Annotated in this window: 15 protein-coding genes; 2 read left to right on the forward strand and 13 right to left on the reverse strand. The window is 60.3% G+C overall.

What is annotated here, in order from left to right; genetic code table 11:
• Nucleotides 1-145: 145 nt before the first annotated feature.
• Nucleotides 146-2,251, reverse strand: a complete 2,106-nt coding sequence (locus ACMGG9_RS11125) for a putative bifunctional diguanylate cyclase/phosphodiesterase (protein ID WP_342173779.1) — start codon at nt 2,249-2,251, stop codon at nt 146-148.
• Between the two features lie 1,024 nt (nt 2,252-3,275).
• On the opposite strand from ACMGG9_RS11125, the gene ACMGG9_RS11130 reads away from it, so the two are divergent.
• On the forward strand, nt 3,276-6,206 hold the full coding sequence (locus ACMGG9_RS11130) for an autotransporter domain-containing protein (protein WP_233788444.1): 2,931 nt from the start codon (nt 3,276-3,278) through the stop codon (nt 6,204-6,206).
• A gap of 443 nt (nt 6,207-6,649) precedes the next feature.
• Here the strand turns inward: ACMGG9_RS11130 and ACMGG9_RS11135 are convergent, their stop codons facing one another.
• The 9 genes from ACMGG9_RS11135 to ACMGG9_RS11175 all read right to left on the reverse strand — a co-directional run bounded on the left by ACMGG9_RS11135 (nt 6,650) and on the right by ACMGG9_RS11175 (nt 16,676).
• Nucleotides 6,650-9,085 (reverse strand): glucose/quinate/shikimate family membrane-bound PQQ-dependent dehydrogenase, encoded by a 2,436-nt coding sequence (locus tag ACMGG9_RS11135; RefSeq protein WP_414162180.1) that lies wholly within the window; start codon nt 9,083-9,085, stop codon nt 6,650-6,652.
• 149 nt (nt 9,086-9,234) lie between these two features.
• The gene (pqqF, locus tag ACMGG9_RS11140) at nt 9,235-11,544 is read right to left on the reverse strand and encodes a pyrroloquinoline quinone biosynthesis protein PqqF (RefSeq protein WP_414162181.1); all 2,310 of its coding nucleotides are present in this window, start codon (nt 11,542-11,544) and stop codon (nt 9,235-9,237) included.
• 2 nt (nt 11,545-11,546) lie between these two features.
• Nucleotides 11,547-12,683: a pyrroloquinoline quinone biosynthesis protein PqqE gene (gene pqqE / locus ACMGG9_RS11145; RefSeq protein ID WP_072627647.1), complete on the reverse strand. Its 1,137-nt coding sequence runs from the start codon at nt 12,681-12,683 to the stop codon at nt 11,547-11,549.
• Complete coding sequence (gene pqqD / locus ACMGG9_RS11150) at nt 12,676-12,954, reverse strand: pyrroloquinoline quinone biosynthesis peptide chaperone PqqD (RefSeq protein ID WP_033643059.1); 279 nt, start codon at nt 12,952-12,954, stop codon at nt 12,676-12,678. The genes pqqE and pqqD overlap by 8 nt, the downstream gene beginning before the upstream one ends.
• Nucleotides 12,954-13,709, reverse strand: coding sequence for a pyrroloquinoline-quinone synthase PqqC (gene pqqC, locus ACMGG9_RS11155; protein ID WP_042784491.1), 756 nt, complete (start codon nt 13,707-13,709; stop codon nt 12,954-12,956). Before pqqC ends, pqqD begins: the two co-directional genes overlap by 1 nt.
• A 9-nt stretch (nt 13,710-13,718) precedes the next feature.
• Entirely contained in the window at nt 13,719-14,630 is a 912-nt protein-coding gene (gene pqqB / locus ACMGG9_RS11160) for a pyrroloquinoline quinone biosynthesis protein PqqB (protein ID WP_033643061.1), read from the reverse strand.
• Between the two features lie 58 nt (nt 14,631-14,688).
• A complete protein-coding gene (gene pqqA / locus ACMGG9_RS11165; protein WP_004937827.1) occupies nt 14,689-14,766 on the reverse strand; it encodes a pyrroloquinoline quinone precursor peptide PqqA in 78 nt (25 codons plus the stop codon).
• 117 nt (nt 14,767-14,883) lie between these two features.
• Nucleotides 14,884-15,909 carry a dipeptidase gene (locus tag ACMGG9_RS11170; RefSeq protein WP_414162182.1) on the reverse strand — a complete coding sequence of 342 codons (1,026 nt, stop codon included), beginning with the start codon at nt 15,907-15,909 and terminating at the stop codon, nt 14,884-14,886.
• Between the two features lie 104 nt (nt 15,910-16,013).
• Entirely contained in the window at nt 16,014-16,676 is a 663-nt protein-coding gene (locus ACMGG9_RS11175) for an O-methyltransferase (RefSeq protein WP_414162183.1), read from the reverse strand.
• Between the two features lie 94 nt (nt 16,677-16,770).
• Here ACMGG9_RS11175 and ACMGG9_RS11180 point away from each other — a divergent pair, with 94 nt between their 5' ends.
• Nucleotides 16,771-17,412 (forward strand): TetR family transcriptional regulator, encoded by a 642-nt coding sequence (locus ACMGG9_RS11180; protein ID WP_414162184.1) that lies wholly within the window; start codon nt 16,771-16,773, stop codon nt 17,410-17,412.
• Nucleotides 17,413-17,452: 40 nt separating this feature from the next.
• On the opposite strand, the gene ACMGG9_RS11185 is transcribed toward ACMGG9_RS11180, so the two are convergent.
• The 3 genes from ACMGG9_RS11185 to ACMGG9_RS11195 form a co-directional block, all read right to left on the reverse strand.
• The gene (locus ACMGG9_RS11185) at nt 17,453-18,358 is read right to left on the reverse strand and encodes a LysR family transcriptional regulator (protein ID WP_123061688.1); all 906 of its coding nucleotides are present in this window, start codon (nt 18,356-18,358) and stop codon (nt 17,453-17,455) included.
• 142 nt (nt 18,359-18,500) lie between these two features.
• Nucleotides 18,501-19,970 (reverse strand): pyridoxal phosphate-dependent decarboxylase family protein, encoded by a 1,470-nt coding sequence (locus tag ACMGG9_RS11190; protein WP_033650516.1) that lies wholly within the window; start codon nt 19,968-19,970, stop codon nt 18,501-18,503.
• An 18-nt stretch (nt 19,971-19,988) separates the two neighbouring features.
• Nucleotides 19,989-21,371: a diaminobutyrate--2-oxoglutarate transaminase gene (locus tag ACMGG9_RS11195; RefSeq protein WP_071845182.1), complete on the reverse strand. Its 1,383-nt coding sequence runs from the start codon at nt 21,369-21,371 to the stop codon at nt 19,989-19,991.
• Nucleotides 21,372-21,810 lie beyond the last annotated feature (439 nt).

The raw sequence follows: 21,810 nt of genomic DNA on the forward strand, positions 1-21,810 counted from the left end.
AACGGAAGCTTAACCGTTCAAAAATGTAAAGATACGTTTATGCTTTGTGAGGGCTCTCACAAATCTTCCGGTGCGGGAGGCGTGAAACAAGCAGAGGAAAAGAGGGGGGACCAAGCCCCCCGAATGTGGGGCATGCGATGCCGATTTAACGATTCGCCATGCCGCCTTCGGCAGGCTGAAGTATCGCCTGCAGCAGCGTCGGCACCTGCTGGGATCCCACCGCCGGGCTGAACAAAAACCCTTGGCCGATATGGAAACCGGCTTCGCACAGCGTTTGGCGCTGCTGCTCGGTTTCCACGCCTTCGGCGATGATATCGATCGACAGCTTTTGACCGAGAATGCCGATGCTTTCCACGATCGCCAGGATCGCCGGTTCGGTGTTCATGCGTTGAATGAAGTCGCAGTCCAGCTTAATGCAGTCCAGCGGGTAGTCCATGATATGGCTGAACGAGGAGTGGCCAGTGCCGAAGTCGTCCAGCGCGATACGGATACCCATCTCTTTGAGCATGTGCAGCGCGCGCAGTACGTATTTCGAACCGTGCTTGTTGAACGCGTGTTCGGTCACTTCCAGTTCGATCAGGTGGTGGGGAATGTGGAACTTCAGCAGGCGTTGCAGGAAGGTTTCGGCGTAGTTGTCGCGTAAAAACTCGATCGGCGACACGTTCAGCGAAACGGGCCGCACCGCCACGCCGGCCGCGCGCCAGCGGGCGATATCGGCGAAGACTTTCAGCTGCATGGCTTCGCTGATTTTGGTCGCCAGTTCATAGTCGTTGAAGGCCTCGCTGACCGTCGCCGGCAGCTGTATGCCGTTTTGCGGGCAATGCCAGCGCAGCAGCGCTTCGAAGCCGACGATGCTGCCGTCGGCGAGGCTGACCTTCGGCTGGTAGTTGGGTCGAATGCAATTATCGCGCACGATCTGGCGCGCGTAGTTGAGCTGACTGGCGCGGGCGCGGGCTTTGTCCATCATCTTGCTGTCGAACATGTAGACGCCGCCGCGGCCGCCTTCTTTCAGTTCATACAGCGCGGTATCGGCGCACTTCATCAGCTCTGACGCATCGCGGGCATCTTTGGGATAGATGGCGCCACCGATGCTCATGCCGCAATGCAACGTCTTGCCGCCGTGGGTGATCGGCGTCTCCAGCTGCAGCAGAAACTTGTTGGCGATGCGGAAAATATCCTGCTCGTTTTCGACGTCGCTGATCACGACGGCGAACTCGTCGCCGCCGAGGCGAGAGACGAACGAATGGGTATTCATGCAGGCGCTCAGCCTTTTGCCCAGCACCCGCAGCAGATGATCGCCCGCCGCGTGGCCCAGCGTATCGTTCACCAGTTTAAAATGGTCAAGATCCAGCAGCATCAGCCCGAGCGACTTGTTGCCGTGCAGGGCGCGCTTCATCTCTTGCTTCAGCTTTTTCTTGAAGAGGCGCCGGTTGGGCAGGCCGGTCAGTTCGTCATACTCGCTGGCAAGCAGCAGGCGTTGCTCCATCACGCGCTGCGACGTCACATCCCGTGAGACGCACAAGATCTCGGCCACGGCGCCGTGCTCATCGCTGACGGGAGAGAGGATGTTGTCCCAATGCTGTTTTTTGCCCTGCGGCGTCACGCTCAATCCCGCGAAACGCGCATTCTTACCGGCTTTGACGCTGCGCAACGCTTTGCTGCCGCGGTGGCGAACTTCGGGCGACAACAGCCCCAGCCAGGGCATGCCAAACTCTTTTTGCGCCGGATCGAGGCCGAGCGCCAGGCTGCCGGAGCGGTTCATGTGGCGCAGCGTGCCGTCGCGATTGATCACTTTGATGCAGTCGACGCTGGCGTCCAGCATGTCTTGCTGGATAGAGAGCGCCTGAACGTTTTGCTGGCGTTGCAGCATTTGCGGATGGATGTCTGTAGCGGTGAGGTACCAGCTGGGCTCCAGCGCCTTGCCGTCCTGGCGGGCGTTAAACGCCAGCATAAACCACCGGTAGGCGCCGCTGCGCTCGCGCAGACGGGCTTCGCCGGCGAACGAGGAGAGGGCAACGATGGCCTGGCGCCATTGCGCGGCTAGGCGTTCGCGATCGTCAGGGTGCAGGGCCTCGAGCCAGTCTGCGGCGCCGTGCTCACCGGCGATTGCGCCGGTATAGTCGCGCCACTGCTTGTTGAAGTAACCGCCAAGGCGGTTGCCGAAGCAGATCAGACCCGGCAAGTCGTCTACGATTTCGCTGTAGAGGTCGATCGGATTTTTGTTATTGGTCTGCTCGGGCAACAGGCTCATGCGGTATTTCCTCGGAAAATTACCCATATTCTTGCTCTATAGCAGAGCCTCTTTCAATATAGTCTTGCCAATGAAAATGGGAATAGCCAGCGGGCGCGGCTAAAAATCGGCCTGGTAGCATGAAATAGATTACGCAAGAACGCATTAGGAATACTCCTGTTATTTATAAGCCCCTCTTATATTGCATCGAAAAATAAGTGCTCCGACCAGGCGGTTTAATAACCGCAAAAAAGTAATCAAACCTGATGTTTCTTTTTGAGGAAATGTTCAGTCTTTCTGCTGCTCTTTCACTCGTCATACCTCCTCTCTTATGCATCATGACTGACAAAATCCGCATGCCGGGCGGTAAAAAGTGCCATGTTATGCCCGGCTCAGCGGTGGCCGACGCACTTGTCGCCGACGTTTGCGGTGAAAGTTATGATGCAAATCAAGAAATGTTTTGTTTCATCTGTTGACACTTTGCTTACGTATAAGATAGCCTCGCGAATGAAAATCATTAACAAAACTGGATGATTGAGCGGGATGCACTCACAGCCTGATTCTCGCGCTTCGGCCGGATGGCCGAGCCGTGCCGGTATAACGGCGCCGGGTTTATCGCCGGCAAACGTACATTCGCCACCCGTCTGCACTTCTGCGCCCTAAGCGTATGGCGTGGTGACATCTTCATGTCCGCACGCCCGAATTTTTATCACTCAGCCTGTTTTATGCGGCCCGCGTCGGGCAGGCATGCGTTATCTGTCGTTTCACGATCATAGGAGGTTTCAGCGCGGTTAAAACGTCAGTTTTCTTCTGGGTATAAATAAACATGGAGCGTAAAATGATACTTAATAAAAAATTGAAGTTAGCGTATTGCGTGTTTCTGGGTTGTTATGGCTTGTCTCTTAATTCATCTCTTGCCGCTTATCGGGAACCAGGACAATTAGGTTCACCCGACAGTTGGAAAACCGCAGAATTTAATCGCCAATGGGGGCTTGAGGCTATTTCCGCCGAGTTCGCCTATGCCAGAGGCTATACCGGAAAAGGCGTGACGATTGGCGTTATTGATGATGCCATTCTCTCTCATCCGGAATTCGCCGGTAAACTGACGCGGCTGGATAACGGCAGCTATAATTTCTCGTACGATAAACAAGATAATATGTCATTCGGCACGCATGGCACGCATGTCGCCGGTATTGCAGCCGCCAAAAGAGACGGCTCCGGTATGCATGGCGTCGCCTACGACGCGGACATTATCGGCGCCAAGTTGAACGACTTCGGCAACCGCAACGGCCGCGAAGAACTGATCCAGAGCCCAGCCCGGGTTATCAATAACAGCTGGGGGATCCCACCGGCGGTCAGAAAGGATGCCAATGGCAACACCATTTGGCTGCCGAACGGGCGACCTGACTATGTGGCGTGGGTGAAAACCGACGTCATCAATGAAGTGATGCGCAATAAGTCCAACCTGGAATGGGGCAGCGAGCAACCCGTGCCCACCGGCGGGCACAGCGCCATGGCGACGCTGCTGCGCGCCGCCAAGCATGGCAAGCTGATCGTTTTCTCGGCAGGCAATTACAATAACTACAATATTCCTGAGGCGCAAAAGTCACTTCCCTATGCTTTCCCTGAGGTATTAAACAATTATCTGATCGTGACCAATCTGAGTAATAACGATAAGTTAAGCGTTTCCTCAACCAGCTGCGGACATACGGCCAGTTTTTGCGTGTCAGCGCCGGGCAGCAGTATTTACAGCAGCGTAGGGGAGCTGGTTTCCAATACCGGCGGGGCGGTGAACCGCGAAGCCTATAATAAGGGCGAGCTGACGGTTAAACCCGATTACGGAAATATGTCGGGCACCTCAATGGCGGCGCCGCACGTCACCGGATTTGCCGCCGTATTGATGCAGCGCTTCCCTTATATGAGCGCCGCTCAAATATCCGCGGTCATCAAAACCACCGCCACCGATTTAGGCGAGGCCGGCATTGATCATTTATTCGGCTGGGGCCGCGTCAATTTACGCGATGCGATCAACGGGCCGAAGATGTTTATCACCCAAGAGGATATTCCGCAGGAATTCTATGTGCCGGGTTCCTACAGTGAAAAACAGTTCGTGGTGAATATCCCCGGTCTGGGGAATATCGTCGAAGCCGGAACCCCGGTTGAGCGGCGTTGCACGTCGGGCGAATGCGACTTCGATTCGTGGAGCAATGACATCCGCGGCCACGGCGGGTTGACCAAAACGGGCGCCGGTACGCTGGCGCTGTTGGGCAATAATACTTACAGCGGTGACACCTGGGTGAAACAGGGCGTACTGGCGATCAACGGTTCGGTGGCGTCCAATGTCTATATCGAAAATAGCGGCACGCTGGCCGGCGACGGCACGGTGGGGGCGTTCAGAGCGGTTCGGGGCGGCAGCGTGACGCCGGGAAATGGCATCGGTACGCTGCACGTGTTGCATGACGCCGTGTTTGATCGCGGTTCGCAGTATAACGTCGAGGTCGCAGACAATGGCCGCAGCGATAAAATCGAAGCGCGGCGCGCTTTCCTCTACGGCGGCAGTGTGAACGTCAGCCTGGAGCACAGCAAAAACCTGCTGTCGCAAAATGAGGCGCAAAGCCTGCTGGGCAACAAATACACCATCCTGACGACGACGGATGGCGTGACCGGCCGCTTCGAAAATGCCAATCCTTCGTATCCGTTTGTCAACGTGACGCTGGACTATCAGGGCAATGACGTCGGCCTTGGGATCACGCGCACCGCCGCCCGTTTTGACAGCCTGGCCAGCACCGAAAACGAGAAAGCGGTCGCCCGCGCGGTGGAAACGCTCAACGCCACGGAACCGGTCACGGAAACGGCCAAACGCAGCGTCGCGGCGCCTACCGCTGAAGCGCTAACCGCACTGCAGGGTGTTGAAGGCGAGGCGACAGCCGTTACCGAAGCGACGAGCCCCGTGGCCGGCCATCCGGTTTATGAAAGCTTCCTCGGCTTCACTTCGGCCAGAGAATTGCAGCAGGCGACCCGTCAACTGTCCGGCCAGATCCACGCGGATATGGCTTCCGCCCAGATCAACGAAAGCCGTAATCTGCGCGATACCGCCACCGAGCGCTTGCGCCAGGCTGAAGGCCGCCGCACCGCTTCCGATATCAAAGCGGATGATAATGGCGCCTGGGCGAAACTGCTGGGCAACTGGGGGCATGCTTCCGGCAACGACAACGCCACCGGTTACCAGACATCCACCTATGGCGTGCTGTTGGGTCTGGACAGTGAACTGTTTGACGACGGCCGGCTGGGCGTGATGACCGGGTATACCCGCACGTCGCTGGATGGCGGCTATCAGTCAGATGCTCACAGCGACAACTACCATCTGGGGCTGTACGGCGACAAACGTTTCGGCGCGTTGGCGCTGCGAGCGGGCGGCACCTATACCTGGCATCGCATCGACACGTCGCGCTCGGTAAACTACGGCGCGCAGGCGGATCGCGAAAAGGCCCGCTATAACGCGCGCACCGGTCAGCTGTTTATCGAAAGCGGTTACGATTGGAGCAACGACGTGGTCAATCTTGAGCCGTTCGCCAACCTGGCGTACACCCACTATCGCAACGAGGGGATCAACGAGCAAGGCGGGGCGGCGGCGCTGCGCGGCGATAAGCAAAGTCAGTCCGCCACCGCTTCGACGCTGGGCCTGCGCGCCGATACGCAATGGCAGACCGACAGCGTGGCGATCGCGCTGCGCGGCGAGCTGGGTTGGCAACATCAGTACGGCAAGCTGGAGCGTAAAACACAGCTGATGTTCAAACGCAGCGATGCGGCGTTCGACGTGAACAGCGTCCCCGTTTCCCGTGACGGGGCGGTTCTGAAGGCGGGCGTCGATGTTTGGGTTAACAAAAACGCCGTGTTGTCCCTCGGTTACGGCGGGCAATTGTCGTCCAACCATCAGGACAACAGCGTCAATGCCGGTCTGACCTGGCGCTTCTGATAGCCGTTGATCCGTTTCACGCTACTCAGCCCCCATCGCAACGATGGGGGTTTTTTATGGGGCGCGCGGAAGCGACAGGCCGGGCGGCGGTGTCTTCACAGGATAAAGGCGCGTTAGAACAGGATGTTTCTAATTCTTTTGGTTAGAAAAATTGATGATAATCATCTGAAATGACTAAAAGGATTTAGGCCGAAACATGGAATTTCTCTTCATTTTATTATTTTTTACCTTATACATATCAATTGCCTGTGAGTATCACCGGCGCCGGTGGCGCGTGCTGTATCGCCGTAAGAGAAATAGAAGAAAAGGCATGAAAATGAAACGGATGGTTAATATTCTGCTGTTCAGGCAATAAACCCAAAAAAAAGAGACGTCATGCAACGTCTCCCTCTAAATGCCCATTGAGCGCGGTGCGCCGCTTTATTTAACCGGCGTTCCGGCGATTATTTATCCAGCGCGTAGGCGATGACGTAATCACCGCGATCCGGCGACTGACGTGCGCCGCCGGCGGAAATGACGACATACTGCTTACCGGTGGTCGGCGAGACGTAACTCATCGGCGTGCCGCCGCTGCCGACCGGCAAGCGCGCTTTCCACAGCTCTTGCCCGGTGGACGAATCAAAGGCGCGCAGATAATAATCCTGCGTACCGGCGATAAACACCAGGCCGCCTTGAGTCGCCAGCGTGCCGCCCAGCGTCGGCATGCCGATCGGCATCTGCGCGCGCATTTTGATGCCGAACGGCCCGGTATCCTGCACCGTTCCTACCGGAACCTGCCACACCACTTTGCGCGTCTGCAAATCGATGGCGGAGAGGGTGCCGAACGGCGGTTTTTGGCAAGGAATGCCCAGCGGCGACATGAAGCGATTCTTATTGACGGCATATGGCGTGCCTTTGAGCGGGACCGCGCCCATGCCGGTATTCACGGCTTCACCGCCGTTGCTGGCCGGCGCGCCTGCGTCGGCTTTCTGCGGGATCATCTGCACCCACAGGCCCAGACGCATATCGTTGGCGAAAATATAACGGTTGTTCGGATCGGTAGAGAGACCGCCCCAGTTCATGCCGCCCAGCGAGCCGGGGAAGCTGAGGGAAACGTCGGTGTCCGGCGCGGTGAACAGGCCGTCATAACGCATCGATTTAAAGCTGATGCGGCACATCAATTGATCGAATGGCGTAGCGCCCCACATGTCGGACTCGCTGAGCTTCTGCGCGCCAATCTGCGGCATGCCGACGGAGAACGGCTGCGTGGCGGAATATTGCTCGCCCGGAATGGTGCGGGTCTTCACCGGCAGTTCCTTCACTTCGGTCAGCGGTTTGCCGGTATGGCGATCCAGCACGAAGATCTGCCCGCTTTTGGTGCCGATAACCAGCGCAGGGCGGGTGGTGCCGTCCTGCATCGGGAAGTCGAGCAGGCTGGGCTGCATCGGCAGATCGAAGTCCCACAGATCGTTATGCACGGTCTGATAGACCCATTTCTCTTTGCCGGTGGTCGCGTCGAGCGCCAGCACCGAGGCGCCGTATCGGTGATCCAGCGCGTTGCGGTTGGCGCCCCACAGATCGACGGAGGAGCTGCCCATCGGCAGGAAGACTGTGTTCATCGCCGGATCGTACGACATCGGCGCCCAGGAGTTCGGGGTGCTGCGCACGAAGTGTTGATCCGGTTTCAGGGCAGCGTTCGGCTGCGGATTGCCCGGGTCAAACGCCCAGCGCATTTCGCCGGTGATCACGTTGAAGCCGCGCAGCACGCCGCCGGGCATATCGGTTTGCACGTTATCGGCAACGCGCCCGCCGACCACCACGGTGGTGCCGGCCAGCGTCGGCGCCGACGTCAGTTGATATTTCGGATCGGCGGCGTCGCCGAGACCGGCCTTCAGGTCTACCACGCCCTGGTTGCCGAAGTGTTGGCAGAATTCGCCGTTGTCGGCGTTAATCGCCATCAGGCGCGCGTCGATGGTGTTCATCAATATGCGCCGTTGGCAGCTGTCGCCGGCCGCCAGCGCGACGGGCGCGGCGGGCGTTGAACCCGGCACGCTCGGCGCGGGCAACGGCTTGTTGACGTCGAAGTAGGCCAGGCCGCGACAGCGGTTCCATACCTGCGACTTGGCGTTGACTTCTCGCCGCCAAATTTCTTTGCCACTGTCGGCGTCGACGGCGATCACATTGTTATGCGGCGTGCACAGGAAAATGCGGTTGCCGATCTGCAGCGGCGTTTGCTGATCTTCCGCGCCGTTGCCATCGGGACTGATAGGGATGTCACCCGTATGGAACGTCCAGGCGACTTTCAGCTCCCGCACGTTATCGCGGGTGATCTGATCCAGCGCGACGAAACGGCTGCCGCCCGGCGTATTGCCGTAGTTATCCCAATCTTTCTGCTGTTGCGCTTTATCAACCGGGATCAGCGGCAGCGGCTGGCCGCTGAAGGCAACGGTGGGATGCGGCTGGAACATTTGGACAAAGGCGCCGACCATGCCGACCGCCAGCAAGGCGGAGAGCAGGTAAGCCGGCTTGGCCAACGGCGCTTTGCCTTCGCGCTTGCGCAGCGCCGGCCAGGTGAGGAAGGCCAGCAGCATCAGGCCGGTCGGCACCATCAGACGGGAAATCAACGGCCAAAAATCAAAACCGGCGTCCAACGGCGCCCAAATGACGGTGCCGATGAACACCGCCAGGAACAGCCAAACCGCTGAGGACTTGCGGCGGAAAAACTGAATGGCCGACAGCAGGATGACGAGGCCGGCAATCAGGAAGTAGGCGCTGCCGCCCAGCGAGAGCAGTTTGCCGCCGGCGACAGTGAAGAACAGGCCGGTGGCGGCCAGGATGATGCCCAACAGGCAACACCACAGCGTAAGTTTTATGCCCGAACGTGCATTGGCATCTGACATTGAATAATCTCCAATAACATACTGATTCTTAAAGGTGAAAAGGTCGTTATTGGCGACTATTGTAACATTGATGGAGGTGCGCTTGTTAAGGATATGTAACTGTTTTTATGAGGGAAAAGCCGACGTTATCGGCACAACCTCGGTTTGGCTTAGAGGAATATCCGTTTCTGCCAGTGTACGAGCTGCGCGGCAGGCAGAGAGGCAACCTGCGCCACCCGGTGGCGATTTTCCAGGGCGATTTCCCGGGCGCGTTGCAACGGCTCGGCGCTGAGGCGCTGCACGCTTTGCCGCAGCGCCTGTTGCGCCAGCTCCAGTTCGCCGGTGCCGAGATGCGCCAGTTCATGGCGCATCTGCAGCAAGAATTCGTCGGTTAACTGCCGCAGCTGCTCAACGGCGAACGTCGGGGATTGCAGCGCAAACAGCAGGCCTTCGGCATCGGCGCTGCGATGAAAGGCGCATTGCACCACGTAACCCACGTTGCGCTCGACGCGCAACTGCTGGAAGTAACGCGGCGCGTAAAGCCGGGCCAGCACGCGCAGCGCCCAACGGCCTTCGGCTTCGTCGTTTGGCAGCGGGTAAAATTGCAGCAAGGCGTGTTCTGCGCCGCTTTCCGTCAGGGTGACGGGGTGGCGATGCAGAGGCGTCGGCCGCTGAGCCTCGTCGGTTATGGGAAAAGGAAAGTCATACAGCAAATGCGACAGCCGCCGCTTTAACTCGCCGTCGCCGCCGACCAGGGTGGCATGCCAGAGTGGGGCCGTTGCCGTTGATACGCTCAACGCCGCCGGCAATTGGGCTAACAGGCGGCGAATGGCGATATCGTTTTGCGCTTTGAGCTGCGCGTGGCGCAGGTTTCTCGCCGCCTCGTTGATGACGGCCGGCGGCAGCGCCGCCAGGGCTCGATTCACGACGTTCAGACCGTGGCAGATCAGCGCTGCGCTGCCCGCCAGCTGTAACAACCACACGCCCTGGTGGCGATCGAAGCTTAAATGTCCCTCCCGATGGGCTAACTCGGCCGCTCCAGGGCGCAATGCCGCCTGCAAACCACAGGCCTGTTCTTCGCTGAGAGCGCCATGCGGCGATGGGCGCAGCAGCAGCACCGGCTGTGCTTCATCGGGGCGCAGATGCCGCAGCGGCGCCTGGCCGGCCGGCAGGGGCGGGATCGGCAGCGCCGCCGAGGTGGAGAAAAAGCGGAAAGGATCTATTGTGGGCGTCGGCACGGTGCGGACGAAGGGCGCGAGCGCCAACGGCAGCCCTTGAATTTCACGCGTTTCACCGCCTCCCTCAGGCAGCACGGCCAGACGGCGATGCGGCGCGCTAATCAGCGCCGAAATATGCCGTGGCCAATCGTCGTTCGGCTCCACCGGCGGCAGCCCAAATGCTCTGGCGCGCAACTGATCGAGCGACGCCAAACGGTGGAAATCGCGGTTTGCCAGTTGCCCGAAATGCGCAAGCTGAGCCGGTGTCAGCGCGATCAGCGCCTGCAACCAGGCCAGCAAGGCGCTTTCGATGTGGGCGGCTTCAGACGCCGCGCCGTGATTGACGGTAAAAATAAAACTCAGTAGGGCGCTGTTTTCAGCGCAGCGAGCGTAATCCAGCCTAACGGCGTCGGCCCACGCGTGAGCGCGCAGCCGTGCCAGCAGCCCGCCAGGGGCTTCGTCCAGCAATAAACGCTCCAGCCGCCGCAGCCAGCCACGTGAACGGGAGTGCGGCAGGGCAAACACCAACCGCAGCTGCGGCGCGCCGGGCAGAGACAGCGTGTAATCTTGCCCGGCGGCCAGCGGCGGCAATGCCTCGGGCGGCGCGACGCTGCCCGGTGGCAAGGCGCCGCCGTAGCGCTGCGCCAGCGCATGCAACTGCTCGAGCGATTGCGGGCCTTGCAGCCACAGCGTGATGTTCGGCGCACGGTAATAGTGGTGGTGAAACTGCCGCAGCGCCCGTTGCAACGCGGGAATATCGCTGCCGAAAGCGGCGCGGCTGCCGATATGAAAGCGGTGCAACGCGTCAATGCCGCTGAACATCTGCCGCTGCGCCGCTTCGCAGCGGGTTTCACCGTCGGCGCGCAGCAGGCGATATTCGGCGTCGATGACCTCGATCTCCTGAGCGATTGCCTCAGCCGCCAGCTGTGGGACGGCGAGCATATCGATCAGCCTGGCCAACCCCTCCGCCAGCTGTTCGGCGCCCACCTCAAAGAAAAACGCGGTTTGCGTGGCCTGGGTCGTGGCGTTTAACCGGCCGCCGACCGCCGGCGTCCAGCCCATCAGCCCATCCTGTGCGCTAAAGTTCACGCTGCCGCGAAACAGCATATGCTCCAGCAGATGCGCCAGGCCCGGCCAGGCGGCAGGCGCCTGAAAGCTGCCCGCCTCGATGCGCACCAGCGCGGCGGCGGCCTCGGCGTCAGGGGTGCTAATCGCCCTGACGGCCAAACCGTTATCGAGCTGCCACGAGGCGGCGAGTGTCATCGTCAGCCCTTGAAGATCAGTCGGGAGTTGGTCTGATTGCGAAAACGCAGCTGATCGATGCCGATCTGCGAGCGATTCGCCGCTTCACGCGCCGCCAGAATGGTGCCATGGTGCGGCGACTTGCCGCACACCGGATCGGCGTTGTCGGCGTCGCCGGTCAGCATGAACGCCTGGCAGCGGCAGCCGCCGTAGTCTTTCTCTTTCTCCGAACAGGAACGGCAGGGCTCAGGCATCCAGTCATAGCCGCGATAGCGGTTAAAGCCGAAGGAGTGATACCAGATATGCTGCAGATCGTGCTCCAGCACCGACGGAAAGGCGATCGGTAACTGACGGGCGCTGTGACAGGGTAACGCCATGCCTTCCGGCGTCACGCTCATGAAAATAGCCCCCCAACCGCCCATGCAGCCTTTGGGGCGTTCCTCATAGTAATCCGGCGTGACGAACAGCAGGTTGGCCAGCTTGCCGTCGGCAGCCATGCGTTCGCGATAGCGTTTCACCACGGCTTCCGCATCGGCGATCTGTTCGCGGGTCGGCAGCAGGCCTTCACGGTTCAGGTGCGCCCAGCCGTAGAACTGGCAGGTCGCCAGCTCGACGTCGTCGGCATCCAGCTGGATCGCCAGTTCGATGATGCGGTCGATCTGGCCGATATTATGGCGATGCAAGACGAAGTTAAGCACCATCGGATAGCCGAGCGCCTTGACCGCCTTGGCCATCGCCAGCTTCTGCTGAAACGCCTTGGCGGAGCCCGCCAGTGCAGCGTTCAGCGTTTCATCGCTGGCCTGAAAACTGATCTGAATATGATCCAGCCCGGCGTCGGCGAAGGTCTGCAGCTTTTTCTCGGTCAGGCCGATGCCGGAGGTGATCAGGTTGGTGTAAAACCCGAGATCGCGCGCGGCGGCGATCAGCTCGGGCAGGTCTTTACGCACCAACGGCTCGCCGCCGGAGAAACCGAGCTGTACGCTGCCCATCGCCCGCGCCTGGCGAAACACCGCGATCCATTGCTCGGTCGTCAGCTCTTTTTCCTGCGCGGCAAAGTCGAGCGGGTTGGAGCAATAGGGGCACTGCAGCGGGCAGCGATAGGTCAGCTCCGCCAGCAGCCAGAGCGGCGGATTTATCGCCGGCGCGCGTGGCTCAGTCACGGAAGGTCACCCATTTTTGTTCGTAGGCGCGCTGGAAAAACGCCAGCACGTCGTCCGCCAGCCCCTCGGCGCCGGGGAAGCGGGCGTTCAGCTGCGCGATGATGCCGTTCAGCGTGGTGTTACCGTCAACCAGCTGCAGGATAGCGGCGGCGCTGTCGTTCAGTTTGGCCATGCCTTCCGGGTAGAGGATCACGTGGCTGTTTTGCACCTGCTCCCATTGCAGGCGGTAGCCGCGGCGGAAGACGGGGGTGTGTTCAGGATTCAGTGTCATTACACCAGCCTCTGATTGTGCCAGACCCGCGCGGCGGTCACGCTGTGGTAAGGCGGGCGGTTCAGGGTATAGGCCATGCTCATGGCGTCCAGCATGCTCCACAAAATATCCAGCTTGAACTGCAGGATTTCCAGCATGCGCTGCTGTTTTTCAACGGTATCGCAATAGTCCAGCGCCAGCGCCAGTCCGTGCTCCACGTCGCGGTTGGCCTGGCCGAGGCGACTGCGGAAATAGTCGTAGCCGGCGGCGTCGATCCACGGGTAGTGCTGCGGCCAGCTGTCGAGGCGCGACTGGTGGATCTGCGGCGCGAACAGTTCGGTCAGCGAGCTGCAGGCCGCTTCCTGCCAACAGGCGCGGCGCGCGAAGTTGACGTAGGCATCCACCGCGAAACGCACGCCGGGTAGCACCAGCTGCTCGGATAGCAGGGTGTCGCGCTGCAGCCCAACCGCCTCGCCGAGGCGCAGCCAGGCCTCGATGCCGCCTTCGCTGCCGCCGTAACCGTCGTGATCCAGAATGCGCTGCACCCATTTGCGACGGGTTTCCGGCTGCGGGCAGTTGGCCATGATCGCCGCATCCTTGATCGGAATGCTGGTCTGATAGTAGAAACGGTTGGCCACCCAGCCCTGGATCTGCTCACGGGTCGCTTCGCCGTTGTGCATCGCGATGTGATACGGGTGGTGGATATGATAATAAGCGCCTTTGGCGCGCAGTGCCGCTTCAAATGCCTGCGGAGTCAGGGGGAGTGGTTGCGTCATGGCGATTCCCTACAGTTCGATATTCATGCCGTCCCAGCTCACTTCGATGCCGGCGGCGCTCAGGCTCTGCCGTTCCGCGGAGTCTTCATTGAGGATCGGGTTGGTATTGTTAATGTGGATCAAGATCTTGCGTTTGGCGGGCAAGGTACTGAGCAGGGCAGCCAGCCCGTGCTCTTCCGCCAGCGCCAGGTGCCCCATGTCTTTGCCGGTATTGCGCCCCACGCCGGCGTTGGCCAGCTCGTTGTCGCGCCAGAGCGTGCCGTCGATCAGCAGGCAATCCGCCCGGCGCAGCCAGGGCATCAAAGCCTCGTCCGGCTCACCCAGGCCCGGCGCGTACAGCAGACCGACCCCGCGCGCGGTATCTTCGATAAACAGCGCCACGTTGTGGCCCGGCAGCGGGCGATCGCGGTACGGCGAATAGGGCGGCGCGTTGCTGAGCAGCGGAATGGCGGTGAAGCGCACGTTTGGGCAGACCGCCGTGTGGAACGGTTCGCCGGGCGTCACCGGGTGATGGATTAACCCGCCGTTCCAGTGAGAGAGCATGGGAAACACCGGGAAACCGGTGCTGAGATCGTCGTGCACTTCGGGGGTGCACCAGACCTGATGCGGGCAGCCCTCACGCAAATTGAGCAAGCCCGCGCTGTGATCGATCTGGCTGTCGGTCAGCACGATCGCGCCGATGCCGGTGCCGCGCAGCACGTCGGGATTGTTCAATTCGGGCGAGGCCAGCAGCTGATGGCAAATGTCCGGGGAAACGTTGCACAGCACCCAGTTTTTACCGTCGTCGCTGACGGCGATGGAAGACTGCGTGCGGCGCGTGGCGTTGATGCTGTGGCTGCGAACGCCCCGGCAGTTGTCGCAGTTGCAATTCCACTGGGGAAAGCCGCCGCCCGCTGCCGAGCCGAGAACTTTTATCTGCATGTCTGAACCAGAAAAAGAAGGAAAGAAATGCCCGCGCGAAAGGCGGGCAGACAGGCGATTAACGGTTGGAAATGTACAGCGTCACTTCCAGCCCCAGACGCAGGTCAACAAACTCAGGTTTGGTCCAGGTAGTCATAGCGGTGCTCCTTTGCATGCATCGTGATAGTTCGAAGCCAATGAGAAAAATTCGCATTCGGCTGGCTCAATGTTGACGAAATGTGACGGAGATCGCAACCGTTAAAGCGTAACCGGGTTATTCACCCCAGGTGGCGGAGAGCACGTTCAGCCAGTTGCGCCAGGTCAGCTTCTCCAGCAGCCGGTCGTCAAACCCCGCCTGCTTGAGCGCTTGCGTCAGGCGCGGCAGGCCTGCGGCGTCCTCCAACGGTTGCGGTACGTTAACCCCGTCAAAATCAGAGCCAAATCCCACGCGATCTTCACCAAGTTTAGCGATCAAATACTCAACGTGTTTAACAATTTCTGTTAAGCCTGTCGTTGCACTGTCACGTTTTCCGTCAGCCCGCAGGAAGGCGGTGCCGAAATTGACGCCGACCATACCGTCGCTCTGGGCGATAGCGTCCAGCTGCGCGTCGGTCAGGTTGCGCGGCTGCGGGCAGAGGGCGTGGGCATTGGAATGGGTGGCGACCAGCGGTGCGGTGCTCAACGCGGCGGTTTGCCAGAAGGTTTTCTCGTTCATGTGTGAGACGTCAATCATGATGCGGCGCTGGTTGCAGGCGCGGATCAGCGCTTCACCGGCCGGCGTCAGGCCGGGGCCGGTATCGGGTGAGCCGGGGAACGGCCCGCTGACGCCGGTGCCGAAGGCGTTCGGCAGATTCCAGAACGGCCCGATGCTGCGCACGCCCAGCCGATAGAAGGCCGCCAGCTGCGTCAGCGCCGCGTCGATCATGCCGGCGCCTTCGATATGCAGCACCGCGGCGATTTGCCCGTCGAGGCGGCACTGTTCTATCTCGGTAGCCGTGCGGCAGAGGCGCAACTGCCCCTGAGAGGCGCGTTCCAACTGGTGCAGGATGGCTATCTGCCGTTCGGCTATCGCCAGCGGATCGAACGCGGCCTGCGCTTCCTCCAGCGTTTGATTACGCATTTGGGCGATATAGCTGACCGGAGGAATAAACACCGCGAACAGCCCGCCGCAGAATCCGCCGCGCCGCATGCGTGGAAAGTCGAGGTGGCCCGGCGTGACGTGCGAATAAAAGGCGGTGACCGGATCGTCATCGTGCTGCAGCCACAGGTTGAGCAGCAGGTCGTTATGGCCGTCGAACACCGGCCAAAGGGGGGAAGCGTCATGGGCGTTTCACTGTGTCAGGCATCATGCACGCTATGTTGTACGATCGCGCGAGGGGGAACAACCCCCGCGCGATGAGGGATTTAAAGGCGTATCGACAGCTCGACGTCATCCGCGAACGGCGTGGAGAGATAACCCGACGCCGGAGAACGCATGCGCGCCAGATAATCCGGGCTGTAATCGGCGTTGTCGGCGACGATCAGCGCGCCGGGGCGCAGACGATTTTCCAGCAGCGCGAGGATATCGGGGTAAAGCCCCTTGGCGCCGTCCAGCAACAGCAGGTCGACAGTGGCCGGCAGATCGTCGCGCAGCGTTTCCAGGGCATCGCCCACGCGGATCTCCACCAGATCGACGACGCCGCCTTCGGTCAGGTTGTGGCGCGCCTGCGCCGCTTTGCTCGGTTCAAATTCGCAGGTGATCAACCTGCCGCCGCCGTTGTCGCGCAGCGCGGCGGCCAGGTGCAGCGTTGAAATACCGAACGACGTGCCGAATTCGACGATGTTTTGCGCCCGACAACCGCGCGCCAGCATGTACAGCAATGCGCCGGTTTCCGGCGACACCGCCAGGGGGAAATCCTTCAGGCGATGGTAGAGTTCACGATAGTCGGTTTTACTCTGCATCAGTCGATTTTGCTCTTCGTCAGGCACGTCGCGGAACAGGGCGGCGAGCGCCGGTGAACGGCCGGCGGCCTGCTGGAACAGGGTGCTTAGCAGCGGCGCCAACGGCGCGGTGGTCAGGGTACTCATGGCAAAACTCCCGTAGAGAAAGTGAGCGCGAAAGCGCGTGCCGCTATAATATGACGAACTATTCGCATTTCACTATTCGCATTGGCCGCCCGCTATGACTGAACGCCGCAGTAAGCAAATTTCCTCGAGAAAACAACCGCAACAGGCGCGATCCGCCGAATTGGTCTCCGCCATTTTGACCGCCGCTATTCAGGTTTTGGCGCAGGCGGGCGCCGCGCGTTTCACTACCGCCAGAGTGGCTGAACGCGCCGGCGTCAGTATCGGTTCGCTTTATCAGTATTTTCCCAACAAAGCGGCGATCCTGTTTCGTTTGCAAAGCGACGAATGGCGGCAGACCACCGCCATGCTGAGCGGCATTCTGGCCGATCGAGAGACTGCGCCGTTCGAGCGTTTACGGTTGCTGGTGCAGACATTTATCCGTTCGGAATGTGAAGAGGCGCAGATGCGCGTGGCGCTGAACGATGCGGCGCCGTTGTACCGCGATGCGCCGGAGGCGCAGGCGGCGAAGGCCACCGGCAAAGACATCGTGCAGGTGTTTATGGGCGAAGCGTTGCCCGATGCGGCGGAAGGCGTCCGTACGTTGGCAGGCGAGTTGATCGTCGGCACGCTGGGGGCAGCGGGCAAGCAATTCTCCGAAACGCCGCGCAGCGATGCGGAAATTGTGGCTTATGCCGATGCGATGGCGGACATGTTTTGCGCCTATCTGGCCGATTTAAACGGGCGAGAGGCGCCGTAAGGGAATGTTTGGTGACATTGTCACTTGAGGTGCGCGGTGCCTACGCCCGTTGGCGGCAGACGGCCAACACCAACTGCCGCAGCCAGCGGTGCTCCGCTTCAGCGTCCAGGCGCGGGTGCCACATTTGCGAGACGGTAATGGGCGGCGTTTTCACCGGCAGCTCGAACATGCGCAGCGGGCCGTCGTCCGGATGAGCATGCACAAAGGAGGCGGGCAACAGCGCCAGCAGGTCTGAGGCTTGCGCCACCGCCAGCGCGGCCGGAAAGCTCGGCACCACGGCGGCAATCTGGCGCGTCAGCCCCAGCTCCGCCAACGCGGCGTCTACCGGCCCGAGAATGCGTCCGCTGCGCGAGGCCACCACGTGGCCGCAGGCGGCGTACTCGGCGGCGCCTATCTTGGGCCGCTGCGCCAGCGGGTGCGCGCTTCTCATCACGCCGACGAAACGGTCGCGAAACAGCGCCTGCAGGCGGATTTCCGGCCCCATTTCGCCCAGCACGCCAATCTCCAGATCGACCAGGCCTTCACGCAGGGGGCGGTCGCTTTTCTCCGGCTTGGGCGCAAAGCGCAGCCGCGCCCGTGGCGCCTGTTGCGCAGCGGCGGCGATCAGCGCTGGGCCGAAGGCCTCGACGAAGCCGTCGTTGGCGCGCAGCGTAAAGGTCCGGTCGAGCGTGGCGGGATCCAGCGCGTTCGGCGTCGGACGCAGCAGCGCCCGAGCTTCGAATGCCGCGTTTCGCGCCCGTTCGCGCAGCGTTTCGGCATAAGGCGTCAGCACCATATGACGCCCGGCGCGCACCAACAGCGGATCGCCGGTGGCCGTGCGCAGTCGGCTGAGTGTGCGGCTCATCGCCGAGGCGCTTAAACCGAGACGTCGCGCCGCGCCGGCAACGCTGCCCGTCGACAGCAGCGCGTCGAGCGCGGTCAGCAGGTTGAAATCAGGGTCGGTCATGCGTTTATCCTGTGGCGCCGGAAATAGAGAAGGCGTTTACTGCAGTATATCAGCGTAAGCGCTGTGTCACTTGCTCTCTGATGGGCAATAAAAAAGCCGATAACCAGGGGGTTATCGGCTTTTAATGCGCAGTGGCGGAGGGTTACGCCGGCAGCTGCTGCGCGGTTTTCTCGACCAGCGCCAGCAGCAGCTTGATGTCTTCCAGCGTCACGATCGGGTTCAGCAGCGTCATCTTCAGGCAGGTCACGCCATCGAACTCGGTCACGCCGACGTTGGCGCGGCCCGACTCCAGCAAGGCGTCACCGATGCGCTGGTTGAACAGCGCGACGGCCGCGTCGCCTTTCGCCGCCAGCTGCGCCGGACGGTAGCGGAACAGCACGCTGGCCAGCTGCGGCTGCATCACCAGTTCCAGCGATTCCTGATCGGCGATGTAACGCGCCACCTGTTGCGCCAGCGAGACGCCATGATCGATGATCTCGGCATACTGCTTCTGCCCCAGCGCTTCCAGCCCCATCCACAGCTTCAACGCATCGAAGCGGCGGGTGGTCTGCAGCGATTTGGAGACCAGGTTCGGCACGCCTTGCGCTTCGTCGAATTCGGAGTTCAGGTAGGCAGCCTGATAGCGCATCAGCTCGTAGTGGCGCTCGTCTTTCAGCAGGAAGGCGCCGCAGCTGATGGTCTGGAAGAACTGCTTATGGAAGTCCAGGGTGATGGAGTCCACCAGCTCCAGGCCGTCCAGGTAGTCGCGGTACTGCTCGGAGAGCAGCAGCGCGCCGCCCCAGGCCGCATCCACGTGCACCCAAATTTTCTGCTCCGCCGCCAGCCGCGCGATATCGCGCAGCGGGTCAATGGCACCGGCATCGGTGGTGCCGGCGGTGGCGACGAGCGCCATCACCTGCTCGCCGTTAGCCTTGGCCTGCGCCAGTTTTTCCGCCAGATCGTTCACGTCCATGCGGGCGAAGCGATCGGTTTTCACCAGCGTGACGGACTGGTAGCCGAGGCCCATCAGCGCCATGTTCTTCTGCACCGAGAAGTGGGCGTTTTCAGAACAGAACACTTTCAGCTTGCGCAGATCGCCCACCAGACCGTCCTGCTGCACGGAGTGGCCCTGACGCGCGAAGAATGCATCGCGCGCCAGCATCAGCCCCATCAGGTTGCTCTGGGTGCCGCCGCTGGTGAACACCCCGGCGTCGCCGGGCTGGTAACCGACCTGGGCGCGCAGCCACTCGATCAGCTTCATTTCGATCAGCGTGGCCGACGGGCTCTGATCCCAGGAGTCCATGCTCTGGTTGGTGGCGTTGATCAGCACTTCAGCGGCCTGGCTAATCACCAGGCTCGGGCAGTGCAGGTGCGCCACGCACTGCGGGTGGTGCACCGACAGGCTGTCTTTCAAAAAGTACTCGATGGCGCGCTCGATCGCCGCCTGGTTGCCCAGGCCTTGCGGGGTAAAGTCGAGCTGGATGCGCTCACGCAGTTCGGCAACGCTTTTGCCCTGATACATCTCGGGCTGTTGCAGCCACTGCACGACGGCTTCACTGCTCTGTGCGATCGCCTGGCGGTAAGCCTCGGCGCTGTGCGCCGAGGAAGCCAGAATCGGGTTTAACTTGGACATCGCGGTCATTCGCTCCAATCAGACTGGCTTGACGCCGGCGGCCAACAGCGCCTGCTCAAATTTATCCAGGAAAATACCCAGCTCATCATTGGTGATCAGCAGGGAAGGCAACAGGCGCAGCACACAGCCATTGCGCCCGCCGCGCTCCAGGATCAAGCCGGATTCGAAGCATTTTTTCTGCAGCAGCGCGGACAGCTCGCCATCGGCCGGGTAGCAGCCCATGTGATCCTGCGCTTCGTTCGGCTTGACGATCTCGATGCCGATCATCAGGCCCAGACCGCGGACGTGCCCGATCACCGGATAACGTTTCTGCAGCTCGGCCAGCTTGCCTTTGAGCCATTCGCCCTGAGCGGCCACTTTGTCGGCGACCTTATGCTCCTTCAGGTACTGCAGGGTGGTCAGCCCGGTGGCCATCGCCAGCTGGTTGCCGCGGAAGGTGCCGGTGTGGTGGCCCGGTTCCCAGGCATCGAACTCTTTTTTGATGCCCAGCACCGCGAGCGGCAAGCCGCCGCCGACCGCTTTCGACATCACGATGATGTCCGGCTCGATGCCGGCGTGTTCGAAGGCGAACAGCTTGCCCGTACGGGCGAAACCGGCCTGAACTTCGTCGATGATCAGCAGAATGCCGTGTTCCTGCGTCACTTTGCGAATGCGCTGCAGCCACTCGGCCGGGGCCGGGTTAACCCCGCCTTCGCCCTGAACGGCTTCCAGGATCACCGCCGCCGGTTTACGCACGCCGCTTTCCACGTCGTTAATCAGATTATCGAAGTAGTAGGTCAGCGCCTTGACGCCGGCTTCGCCGCCGATGCCCAGCGGGCAGCGGTATTCATGCGGATAAGGCATGAATTGCACTTCCGGCATCATGCCGTTGATGGCCGCTTTCGGCGACAGGTTGCCGGTGACCGACAGCGCGCCGTGGGTCATGCCGTGGTAGCCGCCGGAGAAGCTGATCACGCCGGAACGGCCGGTGTGTTTTTTCGCCAGCTTCAGCGCGGCTTCCACCGCATCGGCGCCGGACGGGCCGCAGAACTGCAGGCAGTACCCTTTGCCTTCGCCCGGCAACAGAGAGAGCAGGTAGTCGGAGAAACGATCTTTCAACGGGGTCGTGAGATCGAGAGTATGTAACGGCAAGCCGCTGGTAATGACATTTTGGATGCTTTGCAGGACGTCGGGGTGATTATGTCCAAGAGCCAACGTTCCCGCCCCGGCCAGGCAATCAAGATATTGATTATTCTCAACATCAGTGATCCAAACGCCCTGGGCTTTCGCAATTGCCAACGGCAATTTGCGCGGATAACTCCTAACATTCGACTCAAATTCGGCTTGACGCGCCAAATAGGTTTCATTGTTTCCGTTTAATGAGTTTGCAACTAAAGTATCAATACGGACTTTATCCGTCATCATATCTCTCCTACAACCGAAGGTCTCAAGACGCAACGATTGAATTAATGAATTAGAAAAGTAACTGCCTTGTGAAAAGCGCGACCAATATATGGCTTTTTCGCTTGGGACTCAATAGCCGATTTTGTTTTGAATTGTTTGGTTTTTTCTTAGGCTCATCAATATGTTGTTGATTTGTTGACCGTTGGTTTTGTCGGCAAAAAACAACATTTCTTTAACATTGCGTAAAAATCCTTTTCTGCTTTCCTTTGGCTGCTTCTTTAATGCATTTATTATTAAGGTGAATTTCCGATTAATAACATAAATAGAAAATAGCGGCTTATTTTCATCTATTCACCACCTTAAGTCCTATAGCGGTTATATACACAAAATTTGTGATGAATATAAGCAGTCGAGCGTTAAAAGCGCAGTATCCAGGGTGGTGATTTCTTGCAGATTT

The organism is Serratia sp. BNK-10, from assembly GCF_047456065.1.
Classification (GTDB): Bacteria; Pseudomonadota; Gammaproteobacteria; order Enterobacterales; family Enterobacteriaceae; genus Serratia; species Serratia ureilytica.

Excerpts from the sequence above, each read along its gene's own strand:
- ACMGG9_RS11125 (WP_342173779.1), bottom strand. The coding sequence starts at position 2,251 with ATGAGCCTGTTGCCCGAGCAGACCAATAACAAAAATCCGATCGACCTC.
- ACMGG9_RS11135 (WP_414162180.1), bottom strand. The coding sequence starts at position 9,085 with ATGTCAGATGCCAATGCACGTTCGGGCATAAAACTTACGCTGTGGTGT.
- pqqF (WP_414162181.1), bottom strand. The coding sequence starts at position 11,544 with ATGACACTCGCCGCCTCGTGGCAGCTCGATAACGGTTTGGCCGTCAGG.
- pqqD (WP_033643059.1), bottom strand. The coding sequence starts at position 12,954 with ATGACACTGAATCCTGAACACACCCCCGTCTTCCGCCGCGGCTACCGC.
- pqqC (WP_042784491.1), bottom strand. The coding sequence starts at position 13,709 with ATGACGCAACCACTCCCCCTGACTCCGCAGGCATTTGAAGCGGCACTG.
- pqqB (WP_033643061.1), bottom strand. The coding sequence starts at position 14,630 with ATGCAGATAAAAGTTCTCGGCTCGGCAGCGGGCGGCGGCTTTCCCCAG.
- pqqA (WP_004937827.1), bottom strand. The coding sequence starts at position 14,766 with ATGACTACCTGGACCAAACCTGAGTTTGTTGACCTGCGTCTGGGGCTG.
- ACMGG9_RS11175 (WP_414162183.1), bottom strand. The coding sequence starts at position 16,676 with ATGAGTACCCTGACCACCGCGCCGTTGGCGCCGCTGCTAAGCACCCTG.
- ACMGG9_RS11180 (WP_414162184.1), top strand. The coding sequence starts at position 16,771 with ATGACTGAACGCCGCAGTAAGCAAATTTCCTCGAGAAAACAACCGCAA.
- ACMGG9_RS11185 (WP_123061688.1), bottom strand. The coding sequence starts at position 18,358 with ATGACCGACCCTGATTTCAACCTGCTGACCGCGCTCGACGCGCTGCTG.
- ACMGG9_RS11190 (WP_033650516.1), bottom strand. The coding sequence starts at position 19,970 with ATGTCCAAGTTAAACCCGATTCTGGCTTCCTCGGCGCACAGCGCCGAG.
- ACMGG9_RS11195 (WP_071845182.1), bottom strand. The coding sequence starts at position 21,371 with ATGACGGATAAAGTCCGTATTGATACTTTAGTTGCAAACTCATTAAAC.